21 protein-coding genes are annotated in these 22482 nt (G+C 56.9%); 18 read left to right on the top strand and 3 right to left on the bottom strand.

The features are described 5' to 3' along the window. From QT230_RS10340 to QT230_RS10325, 4 genes are read left to right on the top strand one after another with little or no spacing between them, the layout of a single operon-like run. The gene (locus QT230_RS10340; RefSeq protein WP_308321613.1) at positions 1-1713 is read left to right on the top strand and encodes an iron ABC transporter permease; all 1713 of its coding nucleotides are present in this window, start codon (positions 1-3) and stop codon (positions 1711-1713) included. Then, on the top strand, positions 1701-2777 hold the full coding sequence (locus tag QT230_RS10335; protein WP_308321612.1) for an ABC transporter ATP-binding protein: 1077 nt from the start codon (positions 1701-1703) through the stop codon (positions 2775-2777). Before QT230_RS10340 ends, QT230_RS10335 begins: the two co-directional genes overlap by 13 nt. Then, on the top strand, positions 2774-3841 hold the full coding sequence (locus QT230_RS10330; RefSeq protein WP_308321611.1) for an MBL fold metallo-hydrolase: 1068 nt from the start codon (positions 2774-2776) through the stop codon (positions 3839-3841). Before QT230_RS10335 ends, QT230_RS10330 begins: the two co-directional genes overlap by 4 nt. A 10-nt stretch (positions 3842-3851) precedes the next feature. Continuing rightward, positions 3852-4298: an HAD family acid phosphatase gene (locus tag QT230_RS10325; RefSeq protein WP_308321610.1), complete on the top strand. Its 447-nt coding sequence runs from the start codon at positions 3852-3854 to the stop codon at positions 4296-4298. Here QT230_RS10325 and QT230_RS10320 read toward each other — a convergent pair. The 3 genes from QT230_RS10320 to QT230_RS10310 form a co-directional block, all read right to left on the bottom strand. Beyond that, the gene (locus QT230_RS10320; RefSeq protein WP_308321609.1) at positions 4295-5458 is read right to left on the bottom strand and encodes an MFS transporter; all 1164 of its coding nucleotides are present in this window, start codon (positions 5456-5458) and stop codon (positions 4295-4297) included. The genes QT230_RS10325 and QT230_RS10320 overlap by 4 nt on opposite strands. Continuing rightward, on the bottom strand, positions 5449-6453 hold the full coding sequence (locus QT230_RS10315; protein WP_308321607.1) for a helix-turn-helix domain-containing protein: 1005 nt from the start codon (positions 6451-6453) through the stop codon (positions 5449-5451). The genes QT230_RS10320 and QT230_RS10315 overlap by 10 nt, the downstream gene beginning before the upstream one ends. A gap of 152 nt (positions 6454-6605) precedes the next feature. Beyond that, positions 6606-7289, bottom strand: a complete 684-nt coding sequence (locus QT230_RS10310) for a GntR family transcriptional regulator (protein WP_308321606.1) — start codon at positions 7287-7289, stop codon at positions 6606-6608. Positions 7290-7444: 155 nt separating this feature from the next. On the opposite strand from QT230_RS10310, the gene dctP reads away from it, so the two are divergent. The 14 genes from dctP (at position 7445) to QT230_RS10240 (ending at position 22481) form a co-directional block, all read left to right on the top strand. Next, the gene (gene dctP, locus QT230_RS10305; RefSeq protein ID WP_308321605.1) at positions 7445-8440 is read left to right on the top strand and encodes a TRAP transporter substrate-binding protein DctP; all 996 of its coding nucleotides are present in this window, start codon (positions 7445-7447) and stop codon (positions 8438-8440) included. Positions 8441-8548: 108 nt separating this feature from the next. Further along, positions 8549-9070, top strand: a complete 522-nt coding sequence (locus QT230_RS10300; protein WP_308321604.1) for a TRAP transporter small permease — start codon at positions 8549-8551, stop codon at positions 9068-9070. Between the two features lie 2 nt (positions 9071-9072). Then, a complete protein-coding gene (locus QT230_RS10295; RefSeq protein ID WP_308321603.1) occupies positions 9073-10407 on the top strand; it encodes a TRAP transporter large permease in 1335 nt (444 codons plus the stop codon). Between the two features lie 11 nt (positions 10408-10418). Then, positions 10419-11822 carry a malonyl-CoA decarboxylase gene (locus tag QT230_RS10290; protein ID WP_308321602.1) on the top strand — a complete coding sequence of 468 codons (1404 nt, stop codon included), beginning with the start codon at positions 10419-10421 and terminating at the stop codon, positions 11820-11822. Then, on the top strand, positions 11819-13357 hold the full coding sequence (locus QT230_RS10285; protein ID WP_308321601.1) for a malonyl-CoA synthase: 1539 nt from the start codon (positions 11819-11821) through the stop codon (positions 13355-13357). Before QT230_RS10290 ends, QT230_RS10285 begins: the two co-directional genes overlap by 4 nt. A 133-nt stretch (positions 13358-13490) precedes the next feature. After that, complete coding sequence (locus QT230_RS10280; RefSeq protein WP_308321600.1) at positions 13491-13937, top strand: DUF2170 family protein; 447 nt, start codon at positions 13491-13493, stop codon at positions 13935-13937. A gap of 63 nt (positions 13938-14000) precedes the next feature. Then, on the top strand, positions 14001-14696 hold the full coding sequence (locus tag QT230_RS10275) for a PspA/IM30 family protein (RefSeq protein ID WP_308321599.1): 696 nt from the start codon (positions 14001-14003) through the stop codon (positions 14694-14696). A 34-nt stretch (positions 14697-14730) separates the two neighbouring features. Further along, entirely contained in the window at positions 14731-15471 is a 741-nt protein-coding gene (locus QT230_RS10270; protein ID WP_308321598.1) for a DUF2491 family protein, read from the top strand. A gap of 20 nt (positions 15472-15491) precedes the next feature. Further along, positions 15492-15905 (top strand): DUF350 domain-containing protein, encoded by a 414-nt coding sequence (locus tag QT230_RS10265; protein ID WP_308321597.1) that lies wholly within the window; start codon positions 15492-15494, stop codon positions 15903-15905. A 28-nt stretch (positions 15906-15933) separates the two neighbouring features. Then, the gene (locus QT230_RS10260; RefSeq protein ID WP_308321596.1) at positions 15934-16557 is read left to right on the top strand and encodes a DUF1190 domain-containing protein; all 624 of its coding nucleotides are present in this window, start codon (positions 15934-15936) and stop codon (positions 16555-16557) included. A gap of 18 nt (positions 16558-16575) precedes the next feature. Beyond that, positions 16576-17742, top strand: a complete 1167-nt coding sequence (locus QT230_RS10255; RefSeq protein WP_308321594.1) for a glutathionylspermidine synthase family protein — start codon at positions 16576-16578, stop codon at positions 17740-17742. 201 nt (positions 17743-17943) lie between these two features. Further along, a complete protein-coding gene (locus tag QT230_RS10250) occupies positions 17944-19968 on the top strand; it encodes a methyl-accepting chemotaxis protein (RefSeq protein ID WP_308321593.1) in 2025 nt (674 codons plus the stop codon). A 12-nt stretch (positions 19969-19980) separates the two neighbouring features. After that, complete coding sequence (cheB, locus tag QT230_RS10245) at positions 19981-21048, top strand: chemotaxis-specific protein-glutamate methyltransferase CheB (protein WP_308321591.1); 1068 nt, start codon at positions 19981-19983, stop codon at positions 21046-21048. Further along, entirely contained in the window at positions 21045-22481 is a 1437-nt protein-coding gene (locus QT230_RS10240; protein ID WP_308321590.1) for a CheR family methyltransferase, read from the top strand. The genes cheB and QT230_RS10240 overlap by 4 nt, the downstream gene beginning before the upstream one ends. The last annotated feature ends 1 nt before the right edge of the window (position 22482 follow it).

Genomic DNA, 22482 nt, shown 5'->3' with positions numbered 1-22482 from the left:
ATGACCCCTGCCCTGACCTATGACAACAAGTACGGCAGCCAGCACCGCTGGCTGCTTTCAAGCCTATTAATTGCCATTGTGCTACTAAGTTTGGCGCCTAGCTTACGCTTGTTGATAGAAGCATTGAGCGACCTTACCCAGGGGCGCCAATCGCCACTGTGGCAAGTGCTCAACAGCGCAAGCACTTGGCGGGCACTGTGGCATAGCCTGTATACCTCAGGGCTCGGCATGTTGATTGCGCTAGTGCTCGGTAGCCTCTTTGCGTTTGCCATCACGCTCACCAATGTGCGCGGCAAATCGTGGCTAGTGTTCTGCTTTATGCTGCCGATGATGATTCCGCCTCAGGTGACTGCCTTAAGCTGGCTTCAACTGTTCGGCCCAGCTAGCCCACTACTGAAAAGCATTGGCATGGCGCCACCACTGGGCAGCCCCCAGCCGCTTTACTCCGCTGAAGGCATCGCCCTGCTGTTAGGTATCCAAAGCGCACCGTTGGTGTTTCTGGCCCTGCGCACCAGTCTGCTTGCGCTCCCTCGAGAGCTTATCGAAGCTGCCCGCATTAGCGGTGCCAAACAGACCCAAGTATGGAGCCATATTATTCTTCCGGTGACCCGCAGCGGTTTGATCGCCGGAGGCGCGATGGCGTTTATCTCCAGCCTGGGCAACTTCGGCATTCCCGCTATGCTCGGTATTCCCGCGAGTTATTACGTGCTGCCAACACTGATCTATCAGCGTATGGCCAGCTTCGGTACAGGTGTTTTGGCGGAAATGGCAGCCCTGTCGCTGCTGATTGGTTTACTGGCGCTGGCCGGGGTAGCGCTGCAACAACACTTGATGGGCCGCAGCCGCTTTGGCCTGGGCGGCCATAGTGGGCGCTCCCATGACTTTACTCTGGGTCGCTGGCGTACGCTGGTGACCGCAGCGCTGGTAGGCATTTTACTGATCATTTTGGTCGCGCCACTGCTGGCGCTGATTGTTAGCTCGCTAGTACCCGCAGTCGGCGTGCCTCTAAATGTCGATACCGCCACGCTTAACGCCTACGCCGAAGTGATGGGTCGCCAAGGCGCCACATGGCGTGCGGTGAGAAACAGCCTATGGCTAGCGGGCAGTGCGGCCGTGGTTCTGATGCTACTGAGTCTGCCCTTGGCTTACCGGCTGCAGCGCCTACCTGAACGCTGGCGCAGCATGGTGCTTAGCGCTATCGAAATCCCCTATGCCCTGCCCGGCGTGGTGCTGGCGATTGCCTGCATTCTGCTGTTTGTACGCCCGCTGCCGATTATTAACGTAGCGCTCTACGGCACCCTAGGGCTAATTTTTGTCGCCTATCTGGCGCGCTTCTTAGTGGTCTGCGTCAAACCAGTAGCGGCTAGCTTGGCCCAGCTGGATCCTTCCCTTGAAGAGGCGGCTCAGCTAGCCGGTGCAGGTCCGTGGCGGCGACTCGGCGGGATCATTTTACCGCTAGTAGCACCAGCACTATTCGCAGGTGGATTGTTGGTATTCCTGCTAGCAGTTAATGAACTTACCGTGTCAGCACTGCTATGGAGCGCCGGCAACGAAACCCTCGGCGTACTGATTTTCAACCTAGATCAAGGCGGCGAAAGCGTGCTGGCCGCTGCCGTTTCGGTGCTGGTGGTGGTGATGGTCGCCTCGCTGATGCTGATGCTTAGCCTGCTGGCGCCGCGGCTACCCAAAGGAGTGATCCCATGGCAGAGCTAAACATGTCAGGGCGAGGTACTTCAGGACTATCGATTGATCGCGTTACCAAACGCTTTGGCGAACACTCCGCCGTGGATGCGCTGTCACTGGAGGTTAATCCGGGAGAGTTTGTTGCCCTGCTCGGCCCTAGCGGCTGCGGAAAAACCACCATGCTGCGCATGCTGGCGGGTTTTGAGACGGTCAATGAGGGTAGCATTCAGTTAGCCAATCGTACCCTGGCCAGCGCCGACACCCATCTGCCACCCGAGCAGCGCAATATGGCCATGGTGTTTCAATCCTACGCGCTATGGCCACATATGAGCGTTGCGGACAACGTGGGCTACCCGCTCAAACTGCGCGGCCTGCGCGGGGCGGCGTATCACCAGAAGGTGCAGCAGGCCCTGGCCCTGGTGGAGCTTGATGCCTACGCTGATCGCATGCCCCAGGCGCTTAGCGGCGGCCAGCGCCAGCGCGTCGCTCTCGCGCGCTGCTTGGTCAGCGACCCCTCGGTGGTGCTGCTGGATGAGCCACTGGCCAACCTTGACCGCCACCTGCGCGCCACCATGGAGCACAGCTTCCGAGATTTTCACCAGCGCACTGGCTCCACGTTGGTCTACGTCACCCACGACCAAACCGAAGCCATGGCGCTGGCAGATAAAATCGCCGTGATGAAAGCGGGTAAACTGGTTCAGTGGGGGGCCCCGGAAACCCTTTACCGCCAACCGCGCACCGCCTGGGTAGCCGGCTTTATCGGCCAGGGCAGCCAATTAAAGGTCGCCGCCGGTCAACCAGGGAAGCGCCTTGAGAGCACAGCCCTGATGCGCGGGCTGAACGCCATCGAATCCGAGCGAACCCAAAGCGTACTGGTGCGCCCGGAGCATATTCAGCTTAGCCTCACTACCCCTACTCATCGTCAGCTTGCCGCCCAGGTGGAAAGCGTGATCTTCCGTGGCGAGCGTTATGAACTCACCCTGCGCCTGCCCAGTGGCGAATCGCTGCTGGCCTACCATCATAGCGCGCCTGCACTGGGTAGCCAGATTGCTGTCAGCCTGCAGCAGGGCTGGTGCCTGGAGCCCGATCAATGAGTGTACACATTGAGGTTCTCAGTGGGTTAGGTGACAAAGGGCCCGCGGCGATAGTAGTGGAAGCCCAGGGGAAACGCCTACTGCTCGACGCAGGCGGCGCACTCCATTCAAACGACACCATCACCTGGACGAACAGCCTAGCAGTGGATGCCGTACTGATTAGCCACGACCATATTGACCATATCGGCGGCGTAGCCGAACTAGCGGAAGACGTACCACTTTACTGCACACCGCTGGTGGCCAAGGCACTACCTCCCAACCGCGCCTGGCGCCCCCTGCCCGAGCGCGGCTCGCTAGAGGTGGATGGTATCACCGTCACCACCGGCCAGGCGGGGCATTCCCTAGGCGGCGTGTGGCTGCATTTAGCGGTGGAAGGCGGCGTTTTCTATAGCGGCGATGCCTGTTTTGAGTCGCGACTGTTTCCTTTTGATACGCCCCCGCCGGCGCGTGTTGCGCTACTGGATGCCTCCTACGGCAGCTACGACCAGCCCCAAGCGCATTGCGTGCGGGCCATTAGTAAGCACCTTTATCAACCGCTGGCGTTGCCGGTGCCGGAAACCGGTCGCGCTCTGGAAATGTCGCTATGGCTGGCGGAAGAAGCGGATCAGCATCAGTTAACGCTCGCCATCGACCCGCTGATTCGCCACAACCTGGCCGCGCTATTGGCACTGCCTGAAACGCTGCGACGGCCTGAGATCGATGTCGCTATCGCCAGTGTGTTGGCACGAGCAAATGATGAAAATGCCCTACTCCGATTAATAAGTGACCGCAACGATACCCCTGCGCAGTGGCCCGATCACCATCTGCTCCACACCGGTTACCTAACCCCTGATCGCCGCGCCCAGCTAGCGGCGGGCAAGATAAGCTGGCAGCGCTGGAATGTTCACCTGCGTGCGTCGCACCTGGTGGCGCTCGCCGAGCAGTTGGGCGCCACTCAAGTAGTCCCGCTATTTACCCCACTTTGCGATAACGAATTAACTGCCTGGCGTAGCCTGCTCAGTGATCGGCTCTGCACTGCTCAGCGTTTCCCTGTTAATTCTCATTTAGCTACTTTTTCTGTTTAGGGAGTTTTGCATGTCCGCAGTCATTGTTGATATTGACGGCACCTTAGCCGAGTTTCACCCTCACCAGGTCAGCGACTGGGTGCTGGGCAGCCAAAAACAGTGGGAGCCCTTCTTTGCCCATATGGCCGAAGCGCCAGTAATCGAAGCAGTGGCCAGGCTGGTCAAAATCCTGAAAGCCCAAGGCCAGCAGATCGTGATTTGTAGCGGGCGCCCGGATAGCCACCGGGCGCATACCCAATGCTGGTTAGAGCGCCACACCATCCCCTTTGATGCCATGTATTTGCGCCCTGAGGGCGATGATCATGTGGATGATGAAATTGTGAAAGAGGCGCTTCTGGAGCGTATGCGCAGCGACGGCTTTGAGCCTTGGTTGGTACTGGATGACCGTGACGCTGTGGTCGCCCAGTGGCGCGCGCTCGGGCTTACTTGTCTGCAGTGCGCGCCGGGGGATTTTTAAGCGTTTGCCAGTCTGGCTCGCTGCTGCCACACCAGCACCGCCAGGGGCACCAGCGCGATAGGGATCAGCAGTAGATTAAGCGTCGCCCAGCCTAGGCTGCTCACCAAAGGCCCGGCGAGCAACGCAGTGATGGCCGCGGTGCCAAACACTAAAAACTCGTTGGCAGCCTGGGTGCGCGCTTTATCCACTGGGCGATAACTTTCGGTGAGCAGCCCGGTGGCGGGCAAAAAGGTAAAGTTCCAGCCCAGGCCCAGCAAAATCAGCGCCACGTTGAAACCGGCTAAGCCGATACCCAACTGAGCGACCAAGGCACTTGCTACCAACAGCAGGCAGCCTGCCACAATGACCTGCTTGGCGCCGAAGCGGGTAGCCAAATGGCCAGTAAAGAACGAGGGTAAAAACATCGCCACCACGTGCCACTGAATGGTCATTGAAACGTGGTTAAAGTGGTGCCCGGCCCCCGCCATGGCCAGCGGCGTGGCGGTCATGGCCAGATTCATCACGCCATAACCAACCATCGCCGCGCTCACCGCCACAATAAATCCGGGTTGACGGAGTATCTTACCCAGCGGCAATGCAATGCCTTCGCCGTGGGTGCGGGATGCGGGCGGCAGTTGTGTCAGCATCAGCACCACCAACGCCAGTGCGTAGAGCGCAGCCAGGCCTACAAAGCTGCCCAAAAACGGCACCTCGCCCAGCTCACGGCTCACCCTTGCCAGCCACGGCCCGGCAAACGCCGCCAGCACACCGCCGCCCATCACCAAACCAATCGCCCGATCACGCATCGGCGCGGGGGCGGCTTCAACGGCGGCAAAGCGATAGAGCTGACCAAAGCCAATGCCAATACCAATCAACCAGGTGGCCAGCAGGAACAACCCAAAGCGCTCGCTTATCAGCGCCTGCACGGCCACCAGCGCGCCCACCAGTCCAACAATATTACCCAATATAAAACCGCGCTTACGGCCCAGTTTGGCCATAATTAACGAGGCGGGAATGGTGGCACACATCAACCCCAGCCACTGGGTGGCCACCGGTGCGGTGGACCAGGATACGCTAGGGGCCAAGGAGGCCCCGATCAGCGGTGAGACGGCAATCAACAAGACGTTGCCGGTAACCAGCAGCGCTTGGCAGAGTGATAGCAGGGTGACGGTTAAAGGCATGAGGCACTCTCCTGAGCGGAAGCAGCGTGAGAAGTAGCAAAGCGTTGGCGATAGACCGAGGGTGATACGCCGTAGTAGCGCTGAAATTGGCGACGCAATTGCTCTGCGCCTCCCAGCCGCCAGCGCTGAGCCAGGCGCTCAAGGGAGAGCTGTTCGCGATCGTGAAGCAGCGCCAGGCGCGCTTGTTCAAGACGTAGCTGAGTCAGGTAAGCGCCGGGAGTGGTATTTAAGTAGCGTCTAAACAGCCGGGTTAAATGGCGCGGGGAGACCGCCATCAGGTCGGCCATACTCTCAAGCCCATGATCCACGCTGGGGTCGGCGTGGAGTTGATCCAGCAAGCGGCGCAGTGGCCCCACAGCCTGCTGGCGACGCAGTATCTCGCTGAACTGCGACTGCCCGCCGGGGCGGTGCAAAAACACCACCAGCTCGCGGGCTACCCGTCCGGCAAGTTGGGCACCGTGATCCGCCTCGACCAGCGACAGCGCCAAATCAATCCCGGCTGTTATGCCTGCGCTGGTGTAGCGACCATTGCTTTCGCTATACAGCGCATCGGGCTCGACGCTAAGCCTGGGGTACTCCTCGGCTAATTGCTGGGCATGGCGCCAGTGGGTGGTAACGCGACAGCCATCCAGCAACCCTGCAGCGGCTAATAGAAATGCCCCAGAGCAGATCGACCCAAGTCGTCTCACCTCTGGGGCGACATCACGAAGCATCTGCTTCACTTCGGCTATGTCACGCTGCTGCATTACACCACTGCCACCCGCCACCAACAGCGTATCCAGGGGCAATAAATCCTTAAGTTGGTGGTAGGTGTGTGTGGCGTGCACGGCTAAGCCGCCGTTGGTGGCCACTGGACCGATGGCATCGGCGACCAGTGTCAACTGATAGATGGGCTGGAGGCTTAACGCATTGGCGCTGGCAAACACCTGCCAGGGACCGCTGACATCCAGCAGTTGGCAATCGGGGTAGGCAAATAAGGCGACATGACGAGTCACGGTCTCTCTCCGCTAGTGGGATACTAAAGCATTAGAGAGAGTGTCAGCGCTGCGCCCCATGTCAGCAAGGACCATTACCCCACCGATATGGACATAGCGATAAACTCACTAAACCTAGGGGTAAGACTAGGGGCTAGAACTAGGTGCTGGAATTAACCCGTTTTTTCTAGCGGCGCCTCCATGCGGCGTACGCTGGAAACGAAGTCACTAAAGCGCTCACCCTGAATCAACACATGGTCGCTCAGGGCTTGCTGCGCCGCTACCGAGTCACCTTGCTCAATGGCTTCCACGATGGTTTCATGCTCGCGAAGTGAACTATTCACCCTTTGTCGTACCTGCAGTTGTAAACGCCGGTAGGGTTTTAAGCGCTGCTTCAATTGGCGCGCTTCGCTGGCCAGAAAAGCGTTGTGGCTCGCAGTGTAGATACAGTCGTGAAAACCCTCGTTTTCGTAATAGTACTCGTCGCTGTCACCGGCCAGCGCCGCCGCTTCACAGCGCTGGTGCGCTTCGCGTAAGGCGGTTAGCTCATCCTCGGTGATTCGACGCGCCGCCAGGCGACCACACATACCTTCAAGTTCCGCCATTACTTCGAACATCTCAATCAGTTGGTCAATGCCTACCTTCGCCACAAAGGTGCCCTTCTTCGGCGAGACGGTGACCAAGCCACTGGCAACCAGTTGCTGAAAGGCTTCGCGCACCGGGGTACGCGACACCTCAAACTCACGGCCCAAGGCTTCGGGGTCCAGTCGTTCTCCCGGTAAACGGCGGCCATTGATGATGTCATCTTCAAGGGAATCTCTTAATCGCTGAGCGTTGGATAGCTTGGTGCCCGTCATTTGTTACCTCCTTGGATCACGACTGATCTTAGCCATACAAGGGTGTCATATAGTTGACATTAGCATACGTAACGCCTATTGATATATATATCAGCTCGACTGATAGATACAAAAAGCCAATCCAAGATCACAACAACAATTGTTGGAGACGCCCCATGCAACGCTATGTAATCTCAACCGCCGCCGCCCTTGGCCTCGCGATTGCCGCTTCCCACGCCTCTGCCGATACCGTACTACGCGCCTCTCACCAGTTCCCCGGTGGTCAGGGGGATGTGCGCGATGAAATGGTGCAAATGATGGCGCGCGAGGTGGCCAATGCCGATGTCGGTCTCACTATCGAAGTCTATCCTGGCCAATCGCTGTTTAAAGCACGCGAACAGTGGGGCGCCCTGGCCCGGGGTCGCTTGGATATCACTTCACTGCCGCTGGATTACGCCAGCGGTCGCCATCCGGAGTTCTCTGCAACACTGATGCCCGGCTTGGTGCGCAACCAAGCCCATGCCCAGCGTCTCAACGACTCTGAATACATGGAGATGATCAAAGCGGTGATTCTAGATGGCGGCGCTCGAGTGCTCTCAGATGCGTGGCTATCGGGCGGTTTTGCCTCTAGCGAACAGTGCGTTACCTCCCCGGATACCGTCGAGGGCCAAAATTTCCGCGCTGCCGGGCCTGCGTTTGAACAAATGCTTGAGGCCGCTGGCGCCTCCATTGCCTCTATGCCCTCTTCTGAGGTGTATACCGCCATGCAAACCGGTGTGCTCGATGCCGCCAACACCTCGTCGATGTCGTTTATCTCTTTTCGGCTTTATGAACAGGTTGAATGCTTGACCGAACCGGGTGACTTCGCGCTCTGGTACATGTACGAGCCGATTCTTATTTCCGAGCAGATATGGCAAGGGCTTAACGAAGAGCAGCAGGCGGCGCTGATGGAAGCCGGAAAAGCCGCAGAGGCCTTCTTCGCTGAAGAGGCTGCGGCGATTGATCAGGAAATGGTCGATCTTTATGAGGAGAATGGCGTCGAGGTGGTCAGTATGAGCGAAGAGGACTACAACGCCTGGCTCGATATTGCCAAGGAAACCTCCTACAAAAACTTTGCTGAAAATGTTCCCAATGGCCAAGCCATTATCGATGCGGCGCTGGCCGTCGAGTAAGCAACGCCTAACGGCTCGGCCACCCCTGTAGGGGTGGCCGCTTCTTCTGATGCTTGCCTAGGTTGAAGAAAAACCAGCTTGTGAGATAACCAGCTTGTCGAGGGAAACATGGCAACTTCAACGACTCATGATGTGCCTGCACGCAGGGGCATCATTGGCGGCTACATCCGCCTGATGGATAAACTCTCGCGAATTTCAGCTTATTTGGCCTGCGCCATGTTTATCGCTGGCGTATTGGTCATCTGTCAGATGGTCTTTATTCGCTATCTACTGGGAATGAGCACCAGTTGGCAGACCGAATTCACGATTTTCTCGGTAACGGCGGCGATGTTGATGGGCAGCCCCTATGTGCTGATGACCGGTGGCCACGTGGCCATCACCATTGTTCCCGATGCGCTGGGCGGCATTACTCGTACCATCATGCGTTTGGTCGCTTCGCTGTTTGGGTTAGGTTTTTGTGCCGCCTTGGCGTATGCCAGTTGGGTGTATGTATTTGAGGCGCTCCACGGCGGGTGGACGACCGGCTCGGTATGGAATCCGCCGTTGTGGCCCGCATTACTGCCCATGGCCGTCGGCGCCACCCTTCTGTCACTGCAATATGTGGCTGAAATTCTGCGTGGGGAGAGCTAAGCATGGATCCCATTACCTTAGGCATTATTGTCGCCATCGCGCTGATTGCGTTAATGGCCATTGGCACCCCTATCGCCTTTGCCCTGGGCGGCGTATCGCTACTGGCACTGCTCTACGACCGTGGCCTTGCTGAGCTCACCTACTTCGGGGAGACCTTTTTTGACCGCATTGCCGAGTTTGGTTTTGTCGCCATCCCGATGTTTATTCTGATGGGCGCCGCCGTTGCCTCCTCCCCTACCGGTCGCGATCTTTATCGCTCGCTGGATCTATGGATGGGTAAGCTGCCCGGCGGCTTGGCGGTCTCCAATATCGGCGCCTGCTCTATCTTTGCTGCCCTTTCGGGATCATCACCGGCCACCTGTGCGGCGATTGGTAAAATGGGTATTCCCGAAATGCGTATGCGTGGTTACCCAGATGGCGTGGCAGCGGGCTGTATTGCCGCGGGCGGCACCCTGGGCATTCTGATTCCGCCGTCGGTGACCATGATTATCTACGGCATTTCCACCGAAACCTCCATTGGGCGCCTGTTTATTGCCGGCGTGGTGCCGGGCTTTATGCTCGCGGGCCTGTTTATGATCTGGACGATGATCGCCTGCAAGTTAGCCGGTGGCTACAACAACCCCATGGCAGAGTCCGCCGAGCGTCTCAAGCAAACCGTAAAGCAGAATGTCGATACCAACTTGAAGGCGCTAGTGCGTGTTTTGCCTTTCCTGGGTGTGGTCGCGGGTATTCTGTTTGCGCTCTACGGCGGGGTAGCAACCCCTTCTGAAGCAGCAGGCGTGGGTGCCTTCTTGTGTTTAGCGCTGGCTATACTGATCTACCGCATGTGGCAGCTGGGCCCGATCAAACTGATCATGCGCGACTCCCTGCGCGAAAGCGTGATGATCATGTTGGTGATCGCCACCGCCGAAGTGTTCGCCTATGCGCTCTCTTCCATGTTTATCACCCAAACCGTGGCGGGCGCGATTGCGGATCTTGAGATTAACCGCTGGGCGCTGATGGGGGTAATCAACCTCTTCTTGTTGGTCGCCGGTTTCTTTCTGCCGCCCGTGGCCGTGATCGTGATGACCGCGCCGATTCTGTTGCCCATCATCCTGGCCGCTAACTTCGACCCCTATTGGTTTGCGGTGATTTTGACCATCAACCTGGAGATCGGTCTGATCACACCGCCGGTGGGTCTCAACCTGTTCATTATTAAAGGCATCGCGCCGGATATTTCGCTGCGTGACATTCTGATGGGGAGCTTGCCCTACGCACTGTGCATGGTGCTGGGTATATTGCTGCTGTGTCTCTTCCCAGACATCGCGCTTTGGCTACCTAACTTGATCATGGGGTAAGGAGTTCGACCATGAACATGCTGTTTTTGCAGGAGCTGTTCAACAACATCACCCAGCGTGATGCGTTGTTGCGGCGCCGCCATCACGAAACCTTAAAGCCCGACCATGGGCAGTTGATTAACGCCTGCCACAAGCTGCTGGAAAGCGATGGTGAAGCCTCCAGTATCGCGTTGGCGAGCCGTGCCCTGGCAATTTACCAGCGTCTCTCGGCGGCTGAAAAGAGCCGCTTCTTTGCCCGCCTGACGGCCGACTTTGCGGCCGAGCCCGGGCCCATTGACGCAGCCTACCTTGCCTATCAAGAGGCCCGCGACAACCCATCGCTGCAGCGCCTTTTTGAAGCCTGCGAGCCGCGGCGCCAAGAACTTTTTCGGCGTTTAAACCTGGCCAGCGACGGTACCTATGAGCTGGTTAAAATGCGCGAAGACCTGCTGGGCTTACTGCGCGAACAGCCCGAGTTTTCGGCCATTGACGACGATTTCGCCCACCTGTTCGGTTCCTGGTTTAACCGCGGTTTTTTAATGCTCAAGCGCATTGACTGGAACACGCCCGCGTCAATTCTAGAGAAAATCATCCGCTACGAAGCCGTACACGAAATACAGGATTGGGACGACCTACGTCGACGACTAGACGCCCGCGATCGGCGCTGCTTTGCCTTCTTCCACCCGGCGATTGGCGACGAGCCGCTGATCTTTGTGGAAGTCGCCCTACATAAAGGCTTACCCAGCCGCATCCAGCCGATCTTATCGGGCGAGAGTTCTGGAAAGAGTTCTGGAAAGAGTGTTGAAGAGAGTCGCCATACTAAAAAAGCTATCGATGAGCCCGAGGATGCCGATACCGCGGCGTTCTTCGGCATTAGCAACTGCCAGACCGGGCTGCGCGGTATCTCCTTCGGTAACTTTTTGATCAAGCAGGTAGTGCAAGAGCTCTCCCAGGAGCTGCCGCAGCTTAAATACTTCGTCACCCTCTCGCCGGTGCCTGGCTTCGCCCAGTGGTTGCAGGAGCAGCGTGATGATGAGCAGCTTCCCGCTTCGATGCGTAAGTCACTCAAAGGGCTTGAAACATCGGGGTGGCATCAGGAAAAACCCCGCGAAGAGGAGCTCAAAGCCATTATTCGCCCGCTGGCCGCCCGCTACCTGGTCGAAGAGAAGAACCGCCACGGCCTGCCGCTCAACCCAGTGGCCCGCTTTCACCTCGGCAACGGCGCCGAACTCCACCGTATTAACTGGTTGGGCGATATCTCCGAGAAGGGCTTTAAACAAGCCGCGGGCTTGATGGTCAACTACCTGTATGTGCTGGACGACATTGAACGCAACCACGAAAACTATACCGCCAAGGCCACCGTTGCCTGCTCAAATGAGGTGCGCGACCTCGCTCGTCGCGCCCGCAAAATGGCCAAGGGAGAGACCACCAAATGAGCCACAATCTATTTGAAACCTTTGCCGCCAAAATGCGCGAACGCGCTAATGCTGATTTTATTACTACCCGCGATGGCCGCCGCTACACCTATACCGATGCGCTCAGTTCAAGTGCCCAACTGGCGGGGGCGTTGACCAAACTAGGCGTTAAGCAAGGTGACCGCGTGGCCGTACAGGTGGATAAAAGCCCCGAAGCGATACTGCTTTATCTAGCCTGCCTGCGTATCGGTGGCGTCTATTTACCGCTTAATACCGGCTATACCGGCGATGAGATTCGCTACTTCCTAAACGACGCCGAACCCGCGCTGTTTGTTTGCCGTCCTAAATTACTGGACGAGGCCCAGGCACTGGCCACAGAAACCGGCTGCCCGGAAGTGGCCACGCTCGGCAGCTCCGCCGATGGCAGCCTAATGGAAGCCGCCCATGCGGCAACGCCGCGGAAAGATATCGTGACGCTTGGCGAGCGTGACTTGGCTGCCATTCTATATACGTCAGGCACCACCGGGCGCTCTAAAGGCGCCATGCTGACCCACCAAAATCTGGGTTCAAATGCTGAAACCTTGGTGAAAGCGTGGCACTTCAGCGCCGAGGATCGACTCATCCATGCACTGCCTATATTCCACACTCATGGTTTGTTCGTTGCCTGCAACGTTACCCTGATGGCAGGCGCCAGCATGCTCTTCTTGCCTAAGTTTGATGCTGATGTCATCTTCGAAGAGCTGCCCCGCGGCAGCGTGATGATGGGCGTTCCCACCTTCTATACACGTTTGGTGCAGGACGAGCGCCTGACGCCAGAAGCCACTGCCCATATGCGGTTATTTGTTTCCGGCTCAGCCCCGCTCACCGCCGAAACTCATGAAGCTTTTGAAGCCAAAACCGGCCATGCGATTCTAGAACGCTACGGCATGACCGAAACCAATATGAACCTCTCCAACCCCTATGACGGCGCCCGGCGGGCCGGCACCGTGGGTATGCCACTGCCCGGCGTGGAGATGCGCATTACCAATCGCGAAAGTGGCGATGAGGTGCCTTTTGGCGAGATTGGCATACTGCAGATTCGTGGCCCCAATGTGTTTATTGGCTACTGGCGGATGCCGGAAAAGACCCGCGAGGAGCTGTTAGACGACGGCTTCTTTATTACCGGCGATCTCGCCATGGTCGACGAGCAAGGCTATGTGCATATCGTCGGGCGCGACAAAGATCTGGTGATTTCCGGCGGCTACAACGTCTACCCCAAAGAGGTGGAGCAAGTGATTGACGAACTTGATCAAGTTGCCGAATCTGCGGTCATCGGCTTGCCACACCCTGACTTTGGTGAGGGCGTTACCGCCGTCGTCGTGCGTCAGCCAGGCGCCGATCTTGAGGAGGGCCGGCTTGAAGAAGACGATGTGATCAGCCATTTAGATGGCCGGCTTGCCAAGTACAAGCAGCCCAAGCGGGTATTTTTTGTCGATGAACTGCCCCGCAACACCATGGGCAAAGTGCAAAAAAATGAACTGCGCAAGCAATTTAACGACACCTTCCGACGCCCTTAGACGCGCTCTTCACTAACGTTTTGCTCTCCCTTCTTTTGGCCCCGCATACTGCGGGGCTTTTTGGGGAAAAGGAACCATTTGCTCCACGAAGTGTTAAGGTGAAACGACTTAACAAACGATGGAGCAAATTGCTTTGACTACGCCTACCGTCACTAACACCATCACCGCCACCGAGCTATATCATTTAGTCAATCAGCCTGCGGGCGACAATACCCCTGAGTGGCCTGAAGGTACGATCAGTCTGGATGAGACGAATCAGACGCTGATCTGGGAACTTAGCGATTACGGCAATTTGCCGATTACGTTGTCGCGTAGCGAAAATGAGTGGATGACTATGGCGCCCATCGCTGCCGTAGACGGTGTCAAAAACAGCGCCGAGCTTAACGAGGTGCTGCTGCGCCAAGGCATTGCGTTACCACTGGCCTCCGTGGGGATTGTCGAAATCGACGGCCACGACGTTTATGTGGCTTATGGGCAGCTGTTTGGTGACTCCAAACTTGAGTCTATTTGTGCTGAGCTGCATGCCACCGCTGGCGCTGCCATGGAAGTTGCCGAACTCATTCAAACCCATTTCGTATAACGCTTATCACTGCTCGGCTATTATGAGTGCCACTATTGCAGCAACTTACCTGTGAGATTATTTATGTTAAGCAAAATTATGACGGCCCTGCGCGGCAAAGCGAATGAAACCGGTCAAACGGTCGTGGATTCCCAGGCATTACGTATTTTAGATCAGGAAATTCGCGACTCAGAAAATCACCTCAGCCAGTCGAAAACTGAACTGACCCGCCTAATGGCCCAGCGCCAGCTAAACAGCAACAAAGCCGACACGCTAGAAAGCAAAATCGCTGAGCTGGAAAAAAGCGCCGAAGCCGCGCTGGATAAAGGCGAGGAAGCGCTGGCGGTAGAAGTGGCTGAACGCATGGTGGCACTACAGGATGACCTGGAAGCTGAGCGCGCCATTGTTAGCGAATACGACGCCAGCATTGAAAAGCTGCGCGGCGCAATTCGCGGCACTGACAACCAGCTTCGCCAACTGAAGCAGCAGGTTAGCGTGGTTAAAGCCACTGAGTCAGCGCAGAAAGCACAATCCGCCGTGGCCGCTCGCCACTCGGGCCAGAACAGTGCCATGGGCAGTGCTATGGAGTCACTGGAGCGCATCAAAGAGCGCCAGCAGCTTAACTCAGCGCAAATGCAAGCAGCCGACGAAATGGCCGCGGAAGAGAGCGGCAGTTCACTCGAAGCGCGCTTGAAAGCGGCCGGAGTGGGTGGACAGAACCGCAAAGCCGACGACGTGTTAGCACGCCTGAAAGCGAAGAAAAACGCGCCACAAGAGTAAGCCCAGCTGTTTATACGCATTAGGGAGCCAAACCATGCTAAATACCCTCAAGGCACTTTTTCGCGCTACCACCGAGAAGCCACCCGAGCCTTCCACCGGCCGTCCGGTAGCGGCAGGGTTGCCCACTGGCGTTAGCCAGGAAGACCTTGAGGGCCTACGCCTGGATGGCCGCGTCAACATCAAGCTGATCGGCCTGCGCGCGCACCCGGACGCCCTCTTTCGCTGGGATGACGAGGCCTATCATCATATTGCCGCCGTGGGCCATGTTGATCTTGGGCAAGGGTCGCACTTGGTGCGATTCTACCTGGATAACGATACTTGGCTACAGGCCAACATCGAACAGGGTCAGGTGCTTGAATATAAGCTGTTTGACTTTTACTGTGTTGCCCATCTTTCGGATGTCGAATTTGATAATTTGATAAACGGCGATAAGTTAATTAACGGTGACGAAAAACAGCCCAACAGCATCGGCGCGCAAACCATCGCGCTTACCTCGACCACTGACGAGGCACGCAGTTGCACCTACCAGCGGGTATGGGGTAACGGCGACAGCCTGTGGTCGCCGCCAGTGGTTTTTGAAGAGCAGGTAATGACCACCGAGAGCGTGGCTTCTAAGCAGGTGACTCATCACGCGATGCTTTACGAGCGCACCATCGAAGACGCTGAGCGCATGGAGTATTTACTGCTAAGCGCTGAAAACGATGGCGAAGGCAGTTTTATGGTGGTGCACAACGTGGGGGTGGATGTGGCCTCTGTCGATATCGACGCAATCTAATCTAAAAGGAAACGACCACCATGGTGAATTATCTCTACGGCTTGCCGTCATTTATCGCCTATCTCGTGACGGCGATAATACTGCTCGCCGCTTTTATGTACTGCTACAGCCGGATTACCCCCCACCACGAGTGGACACTGATTCGCGAAGGCAACGCAGCGGCGGCCTCCGCCTACGGCGGCTCGATTCTAGGCTTTACCATCCCGCTGTATAGCGCGATGGCGCACTCCATCAACTTTATCGATTTTGTGCTCTGGGGCGTGGTGGCCTTTGTTGTTCAACTGGCCACCTTCTTTGGCGTAAAGCTGTTTCTGCGTAAACAGGGCGAAAGCCTCTCTCAGCACATCACCGAAGGCCACCAGGCCTACGGCATTTTAATGGCCAGCGTGGCCGTGGCAGTTGGCTTACTCAACGCCGCTTCGATGACTTGGTAACGACGACGTGGTAAAGGAGAGAGCCTGCATGTCTAAACACGATCACACCCCCCATCTACCTCGCCGCAAGCGCAGCGGGCGCTTAACCCTGGCGATGATGGGCGCCAGCGCCTTTGGACTTACCGCCTGCGGCCAGCCACCCCAGGAAGAGCAAATTACCGAGATCGAATTCGATGAGCCGCGCAGCTTTCAAAGCGTTGAGGATTGCGTCGCGGAGAATGTCTACACCCGTAGCGCCTGCGAAGACGCTTACAAAGCCTCTTTAGAGTCGGTGCCTCGCTATAGCACCCTGGAAGAGTGCGAAGCCGAGAATGGTGAAGGCTCCTGCACCGCGCCCACCGAAGAGCAGTCTCAAGCCGCGACCGGCAGCACCGGCGGCAGTTGGTTTATGCCCGCCATGATGGGTTATATGGTCGGCAGCATGATGTCCAACACCAACCGTGGCCGCTCCTTCGAGCGGGTTTACCAGGAGCCGGTGTACCGTAATCGTCAGAATCAGGGCAACTGGAACACCGCCTCTAATCAGGCCACGCAGCGGGTCTCCCAACGTAACGATGCGATGCGCAGCTCGGTGGCGCAGAATCGGCAAGCAGCTTCTCAGCGCCGGGGCTTTGGCTCACGCTCCTCGGCACGAGGTGGTTGGGGCTCATAGCCGCCAGCCACAATCACCATGCTGCGAATTGATATCCCTGAACGCAACGAGTGGAAAGCCCTGGCCCATGAGCTCGGCTTTAATTTTCACACCATCGACGGGGAGCCCTACTGGAAAGAGGATGCCTACTACCAGTTCACCCTAGAGCAGGTAGAGCGCGACATCGAAGCGCCTACCGAGGAAGTGCATGAGATGTGCATGGAGTTGGTCGATAAGGTCTGCCACTCCAATGCACTTATGCAGCGCTTGGCGCTACCTGAGCATATGTGGGACAGCATCCACAACTCCTGGAAGTCCGGCCAGCCGCACCTCTACGGGCGGATGGATTTCGCCTACTCCGGAGACGGCCCGGCAAAGCTGCTGGAGCTCAACTACGACACGCCCACTTCGCTTTACGAAGCGGGCTTTTTTCAGTGGGTATGGCTTGAACAAGCCATCGCCCAGGGCATCCTGCCCCGTCATGCAGATCAGTACAATTCGATTCAGGAGCGCCTCATCAATGCCATGGCGCATCTTGGCGACCGCATTGACGCCCGTACGCTGTATTTCTCCTGCATCAAAGATAACGCCGAAGAGCGTGCCACCGTGCACTACTTGCAGGATGTAGCGGTGCAAGCGGGCCTCAAGGCGCCGTTTATCTACATGGAAGATATTGGCCTCCATCCCGGCGCTGAATACTTTGTCGACTTGAACAACCAACCCATCCACGCCCTGTTCAAGCTCTACCCGTGGGAGGAGATGGCCGATGACGACTTCGGCGAGGTTATCCCACAGCTAAACACCCACTGGTTTGAGCCACCCTGGAAAGCGGTTCTCTCTAACAAGGGAATTTTGCCGCTGCTATGGGAGCACTTTGAAGGCCACCCCAATCTACTACCGGCGTTTTTCGAGACGGCTAGCAGCCCACCGCTACCGGCAGGCTGGGTGCGCAAGCCGTTTTTCTCCCGGGAAGGCAACAACATCGAACTGATTACCCCAGCCGGTCAGCGCGAAGCGGTGGATGGCCCCTACACCGACAGCCCCTGGATTCGTCAGGCCTATCACCCGATGCCGCGCTTTGGTAACAACCACGCACTAATAGGCAGTTGGGTAGTTGGTGACCGCGCTTGCGGCATGGGCATTCGCGAAGACGTTGGCCGCATCACCAAAGACTCCTCATGCTTTGTGCCTCACGCAATCGTGTGATCAGAAACATCAATACCCGACTATTAACGCTGGACAGAGGAAGCGAAAAAGGCTGAAATCAAGCTTACTCGTGTGAGTATGACTTTTTAGTAGCGTAACAATCATCACACTACTTTCTTAACCCTGCGCGTTACCCAACAGCATTGATGCGAGCCCCGCCGTGTCGTCAGGGTCACCGTTTACTTTGGAGCAACGGCGAATATGATGGCGCGCTGGAAATCCCTGCCTTTACGGCTTCGGCTATTTCTCTCTTTTGGGACGGTCTTAGCCCTCGCAATGCTTCTGGCGCTCTACCTGCAAGCCCGCTCCCACAGCCAGGCGCGACTGGATAACCTGCTGAATCAAGAGTTACCTGCTCAGGTCGAAGGGCTGGCGTCTCACATCAATCTTAATCTCAGCCAGGATCTAGCCGTTTCTGAAACTCTTGCTAACAGCTACTTTATTGAGCAGTGGGTGCAGGATGGGATGCCGCAAGAACGTCAAGATGAGACTGTCGCTTACTTAACACGCTTAATGGCACAGCTGGATACCGAGCTGCTGTTTATTGCCGCGCAGTACCAGGGTCGGGGCTACTATTTTCAACTACGCGGCGATGTCTTTCTTCAACGAACAATCCAACCGCCGGGTAGCGAAGACGACTGGTACTATGATTTTATCGACAGCGACAACGCATACGAGCTTAATTTAGATAGCGACACCTTTTCGCCCGATGATGCTTTCGTGTACGTTAATTACCGTAGCGCAGTCAATGCCGCTAACGGGCGTCCGCTGGTCGTGGCTGGCGCAGGGCTGGATCTCTCCCAAATGGCCAGCTTGATAGATGACTTTCGCCTAGGTGACACCGGTCACGCCTCGCTTCTCAGCGCCGAAGGAGAGCTGCTTGTCCGTAGTGGTGAATCAACTTTTAAAGGCGAGACAACGGCAGAGCCCTTACCCGAGCAGACATCGCAGAGCCTGTTGCGTGACGAACAGCTTCAGGTACAAGAGATTGAGCGCGACGGTCAGACTCTGCTGATTAGCACCCTCTGGCTACCCGAATTGCAGCGCTACCTGATGGTCGAAGTCGATAAAGAGGCGTACCTGGCGTCTACCCGTGAGCGCTTCCTAGCGTCCAGCGGTATCGGCCTGCTCATTCTGCTCTTCGGGTTACTGGTGCTCTATCCGCTGACCGGCAGTCTCATCCGCCCTCTGATTGATTTCCAGCGCCAGCTAAAAGACATTACCCACAGCCTGGATCTCTCACGCCGGGTCAGCACCGACGACAAAGCCGAACTGGGCGACTTGGCCAATCAAACTAACGAGCTGCTCGAGCGCCTTTCACGCGCCATTGAGGCGGTGGCCAAGAATTCGCTGGCGCTAACCCAAGTGGCTGAGCGCTTGGCAAAAACAGCAGGGCTTTCCGGCATTCAGGGTAGCGACGCTCATCATGAAGCGAGCCAAACCATGGCCGCTGCCGTTGAAGAGATGGCCTCGTCGGTAGCTGAAATTACGTCCACGATGGAAGAGCTGTCTACCTCATCTACCCAAATCGCCGACCACTCCCAGTCGGTGGTCGACGTGGCCAACCAGACCCTGGAGCGCAGCCGAAAAGGCAGTTCTGCCATGCAACTGCTACAGTCAAAAATGCAGGATATCCGCAGCGACAGCGAGCAGAGCCTGACCGAGATCATGACGCTGGGGGCAAAATCCAAGCAGATTAATAAGGTGATGGAGCTGATCAACACCCTGGCTGCCCAGACCAAATTGATCGCCTTTAATGCCGCATTGGAGGCCTCAAGCGCGGGGGAGTCGGGCCGGCGCTTTTCGGTCGTCGCCAGCGAGATACGCCGCTTGGCTGACAGCGTGACCGACTCTACCCAAGAAATTGAAGCGCATACCGATGACATTCAGACGGCGATTAATCGCTTAGTGGTGGCTTCGGAAAAAGGCGCCTCCTCAATCGAGCAGGGCGTTGAAGCCAGCATAAGTACTGCCCAGGATCTCGAAGCGCTGCTTAAGGCGGCAAGCCAAACCAGCAGCGCGGCCCAGCAGATATCGCTGTCTACACAGCAGCAAAAAACCGCCAGCAGCCAGGTGGTGATGGCGCTACGCGATATCGATACGGCCAGTTCTCGCAACGCACACTCGGTGCGCAGCATTACCGATATCAGCCAGGATATGATCCATATGTCGGCGGAGCTCAACGCGCTGGTGCAGGAGCTCACCCTAACGAATAAAAACCGCTGATAGGGATACCGAATGAGTGTAATTCGGGTAGTCATTGCCGACGACAGCCAAGTAGCCCGCGACGTGCTACGCGATATCCTTAGCCGTGACGGTGACATTGACATCGTTGGCGAAGCCACTAACGGCCGCGAAGCGGTGGAACTGGCTAAACGCCTAGCACCGCATCTGATCACCATGGATCTCAACATGCCGGTGATGAACGGCCTGAGTGCGATTGAAGAGATCATGTTCACCAAGGGCGTCCCTATCTTGGTAGTCAGCGACCGCTCTAATGCGCAAACCGCTTATCAGGCCCTTGAAGTGGGCGCTCTTGAAGTCATGCCAAAGCCTTCACTGAATGAGGCAGACGCTGAACGCTTACTCGCGCGCGTGCGCCTACTCGCTGGCGTTTCGGTGATTACCCGCCTGCGTCGGCGCTGTATAGCGCCAGCGACGTTCACCGCCCCATCAACACCGGCGCCTTCTCCGTGGGGAATACCACGCGATTTCAAACGTATTGTGGCCATCGCTTGCTCAACCGGCGGCCCTCAGGCCTTAGTGCGTGCATTAAGGTCTTTACCCGCCGGGTTTCCAGCGCCGATCGTCATCGCTCAGCATATTAGTCATGGCTTTATCGACGGCATGGCCCAGTGGCTGGCATCGCTATGCGCGATGCCGGTGAGTGTTGCCCAAGAGGGCGAGCAACTACACCCAGGACATGTTTACCTATCGCCTTCCGAAAGCGATTTGTGTGTCACTCCACGCCACCGCTTCCAGCTCAAAGCCAGCCCTGACAACTCACTGTACCACCCCAGTTGCGATGTACTGTTGCAGAGTGTTGCGGATGTTTATGGCAGTGATGCGATCGGCATTATACTAACGGGCATGGGCCGCGATGGGGTGAACGGGATACGCGCGATTCACCAGGCTGGCGGAACCACCTTCGCTCAAGATGAAGCCAGCTCGGTTATTTATGGGATGAATCGTGAAGCCGTCAAAGCGGGGATCATTCAGTATGAAGTGCCGCTCGATAGTCTGCCAGACCGGCTGATGCGCGATGTGCGTGGCTACTTAAATGGCCGACCGGAGCCCTTGGCATGATCGCCTCCTTTAAAAGCCTGGTGTACCAGCGCTGCGGTTTACACTTAGAAGGTCTGGCTGAGTCTCGGCTATTTCGGGCGGTCGCCAGCTTACAAGTCTCGACAGAAATCACTGACACCACACAACTTCTTGAGCGACTAACCAACGACCCAGCGCTATTCGATCACTTTGTCAGCCAGTTAACAGTCAACGAAACCTACTTTAATCGTGAGCCGGAGGCTTTGCAGTGGCTAGTCAGCCACTATTTACCTGAGCGTTTAGCGGCTGGGCGCGCACCGCTAGCCATTTTCAGCGCAGGCTGCTCTTCCGGCGAAGAGCCTTATAGCCTAGCGATGATGCTGTTTGAGCACTTCGGCGAGCGGGCTAAAGGACTATTTACCCTCACCGGCGGCGACGTGGATCAGCAGGTACTCGCCAAAGCGCGCCAGGCGGTTTATGGCGGCATGGCGTTTCGCGCTCTCTCGCCCACGTTTAGAGCGCGTTATTTTAGCCCCCACAAGGCCTGCTTTAAGCTCCACGACTCACTGCGTGACTGGGTTAATTTTCGTCCTTTTAACCTGCTTAATGTCCACGAGAACAAATCCGGCGGCCCTTTTGATGTCATCCTGTTCCGCAATGTATCGATCTACTTTGATGAGCAGACGCGCCGACATATTCATCAACAGCTTCTTAAGCTACTCGCACCGAATGGCATTATACTGTGCGGCGTGACTGAGACCTTGGGTAATGATCTCGGCGTATTAGAGTTAACCGAAGCCCGGGGCGTGTTTTACTTCCGCCGTGCTGTGGACTCTACGCCGTCGTCTATAGATTCCCCTCTCCCTCCCTTGCGGAGCACGAACAGCAACGCTGAGAACCATGCGGAAGAAGCCGCTTGGTTAGATGATGGTGCAGATGATAGCACTCCTCATAGCACAGAGTTGGGGTTAGACAATAGCGATGATGAAGCCTCCGCCGCAATGCCTGAAGTAGCACCTCAAGACATTTCGCAGCAGTTGCACAGCGCGCATCAACTGCTCAACCAAAATGCGTTCGCCGAGACTGACACGCTACTCCAGACGCTACTTGAGCAGCAGCCGTGGTCAATTGATGCGCTTGTACTGGCTGGCTTAGTCGCGCGTTGGCAGCAACAGCCTCAAGCGGCCTACGGCCATTTTAAGCGCGCTATTTACGCCGCCCCCGAGTGCTGGCCAGCCCACTTCTACTTAGCCGAACTTTATCGCCAAGGCGAGTTGACCGACGAGCCGCTTCAACGCCAGCGCAGCTATGCCGCTGTGGTTCGTTTGCTAACCACCGCGCCTACCTCGCGGGGTGGCCTCGACACCATTGACCTGCCGCTACCGCCGGGCGATGCTCGTTTTCTCGCCGAACGTCATTTAAATGCGCTCAACATCCCGCTAGCAACGAGCTGCACTACGCAGGGAGTGGGTTAAC

The organism is Halomonas sp. SpR8, from assembly GCF_031010195.1.
Lineage (GTDB): Bacteria > Pseudomonadota > Gammaproteobacteria > Pseudomonadales > Halomonadaceae > Vreelandella.
The sequence above is the reverse complement of the archived record's forward strand: the minus strand, read 5'-3'. Positions and strand labels throughout refer to the sequence as shown.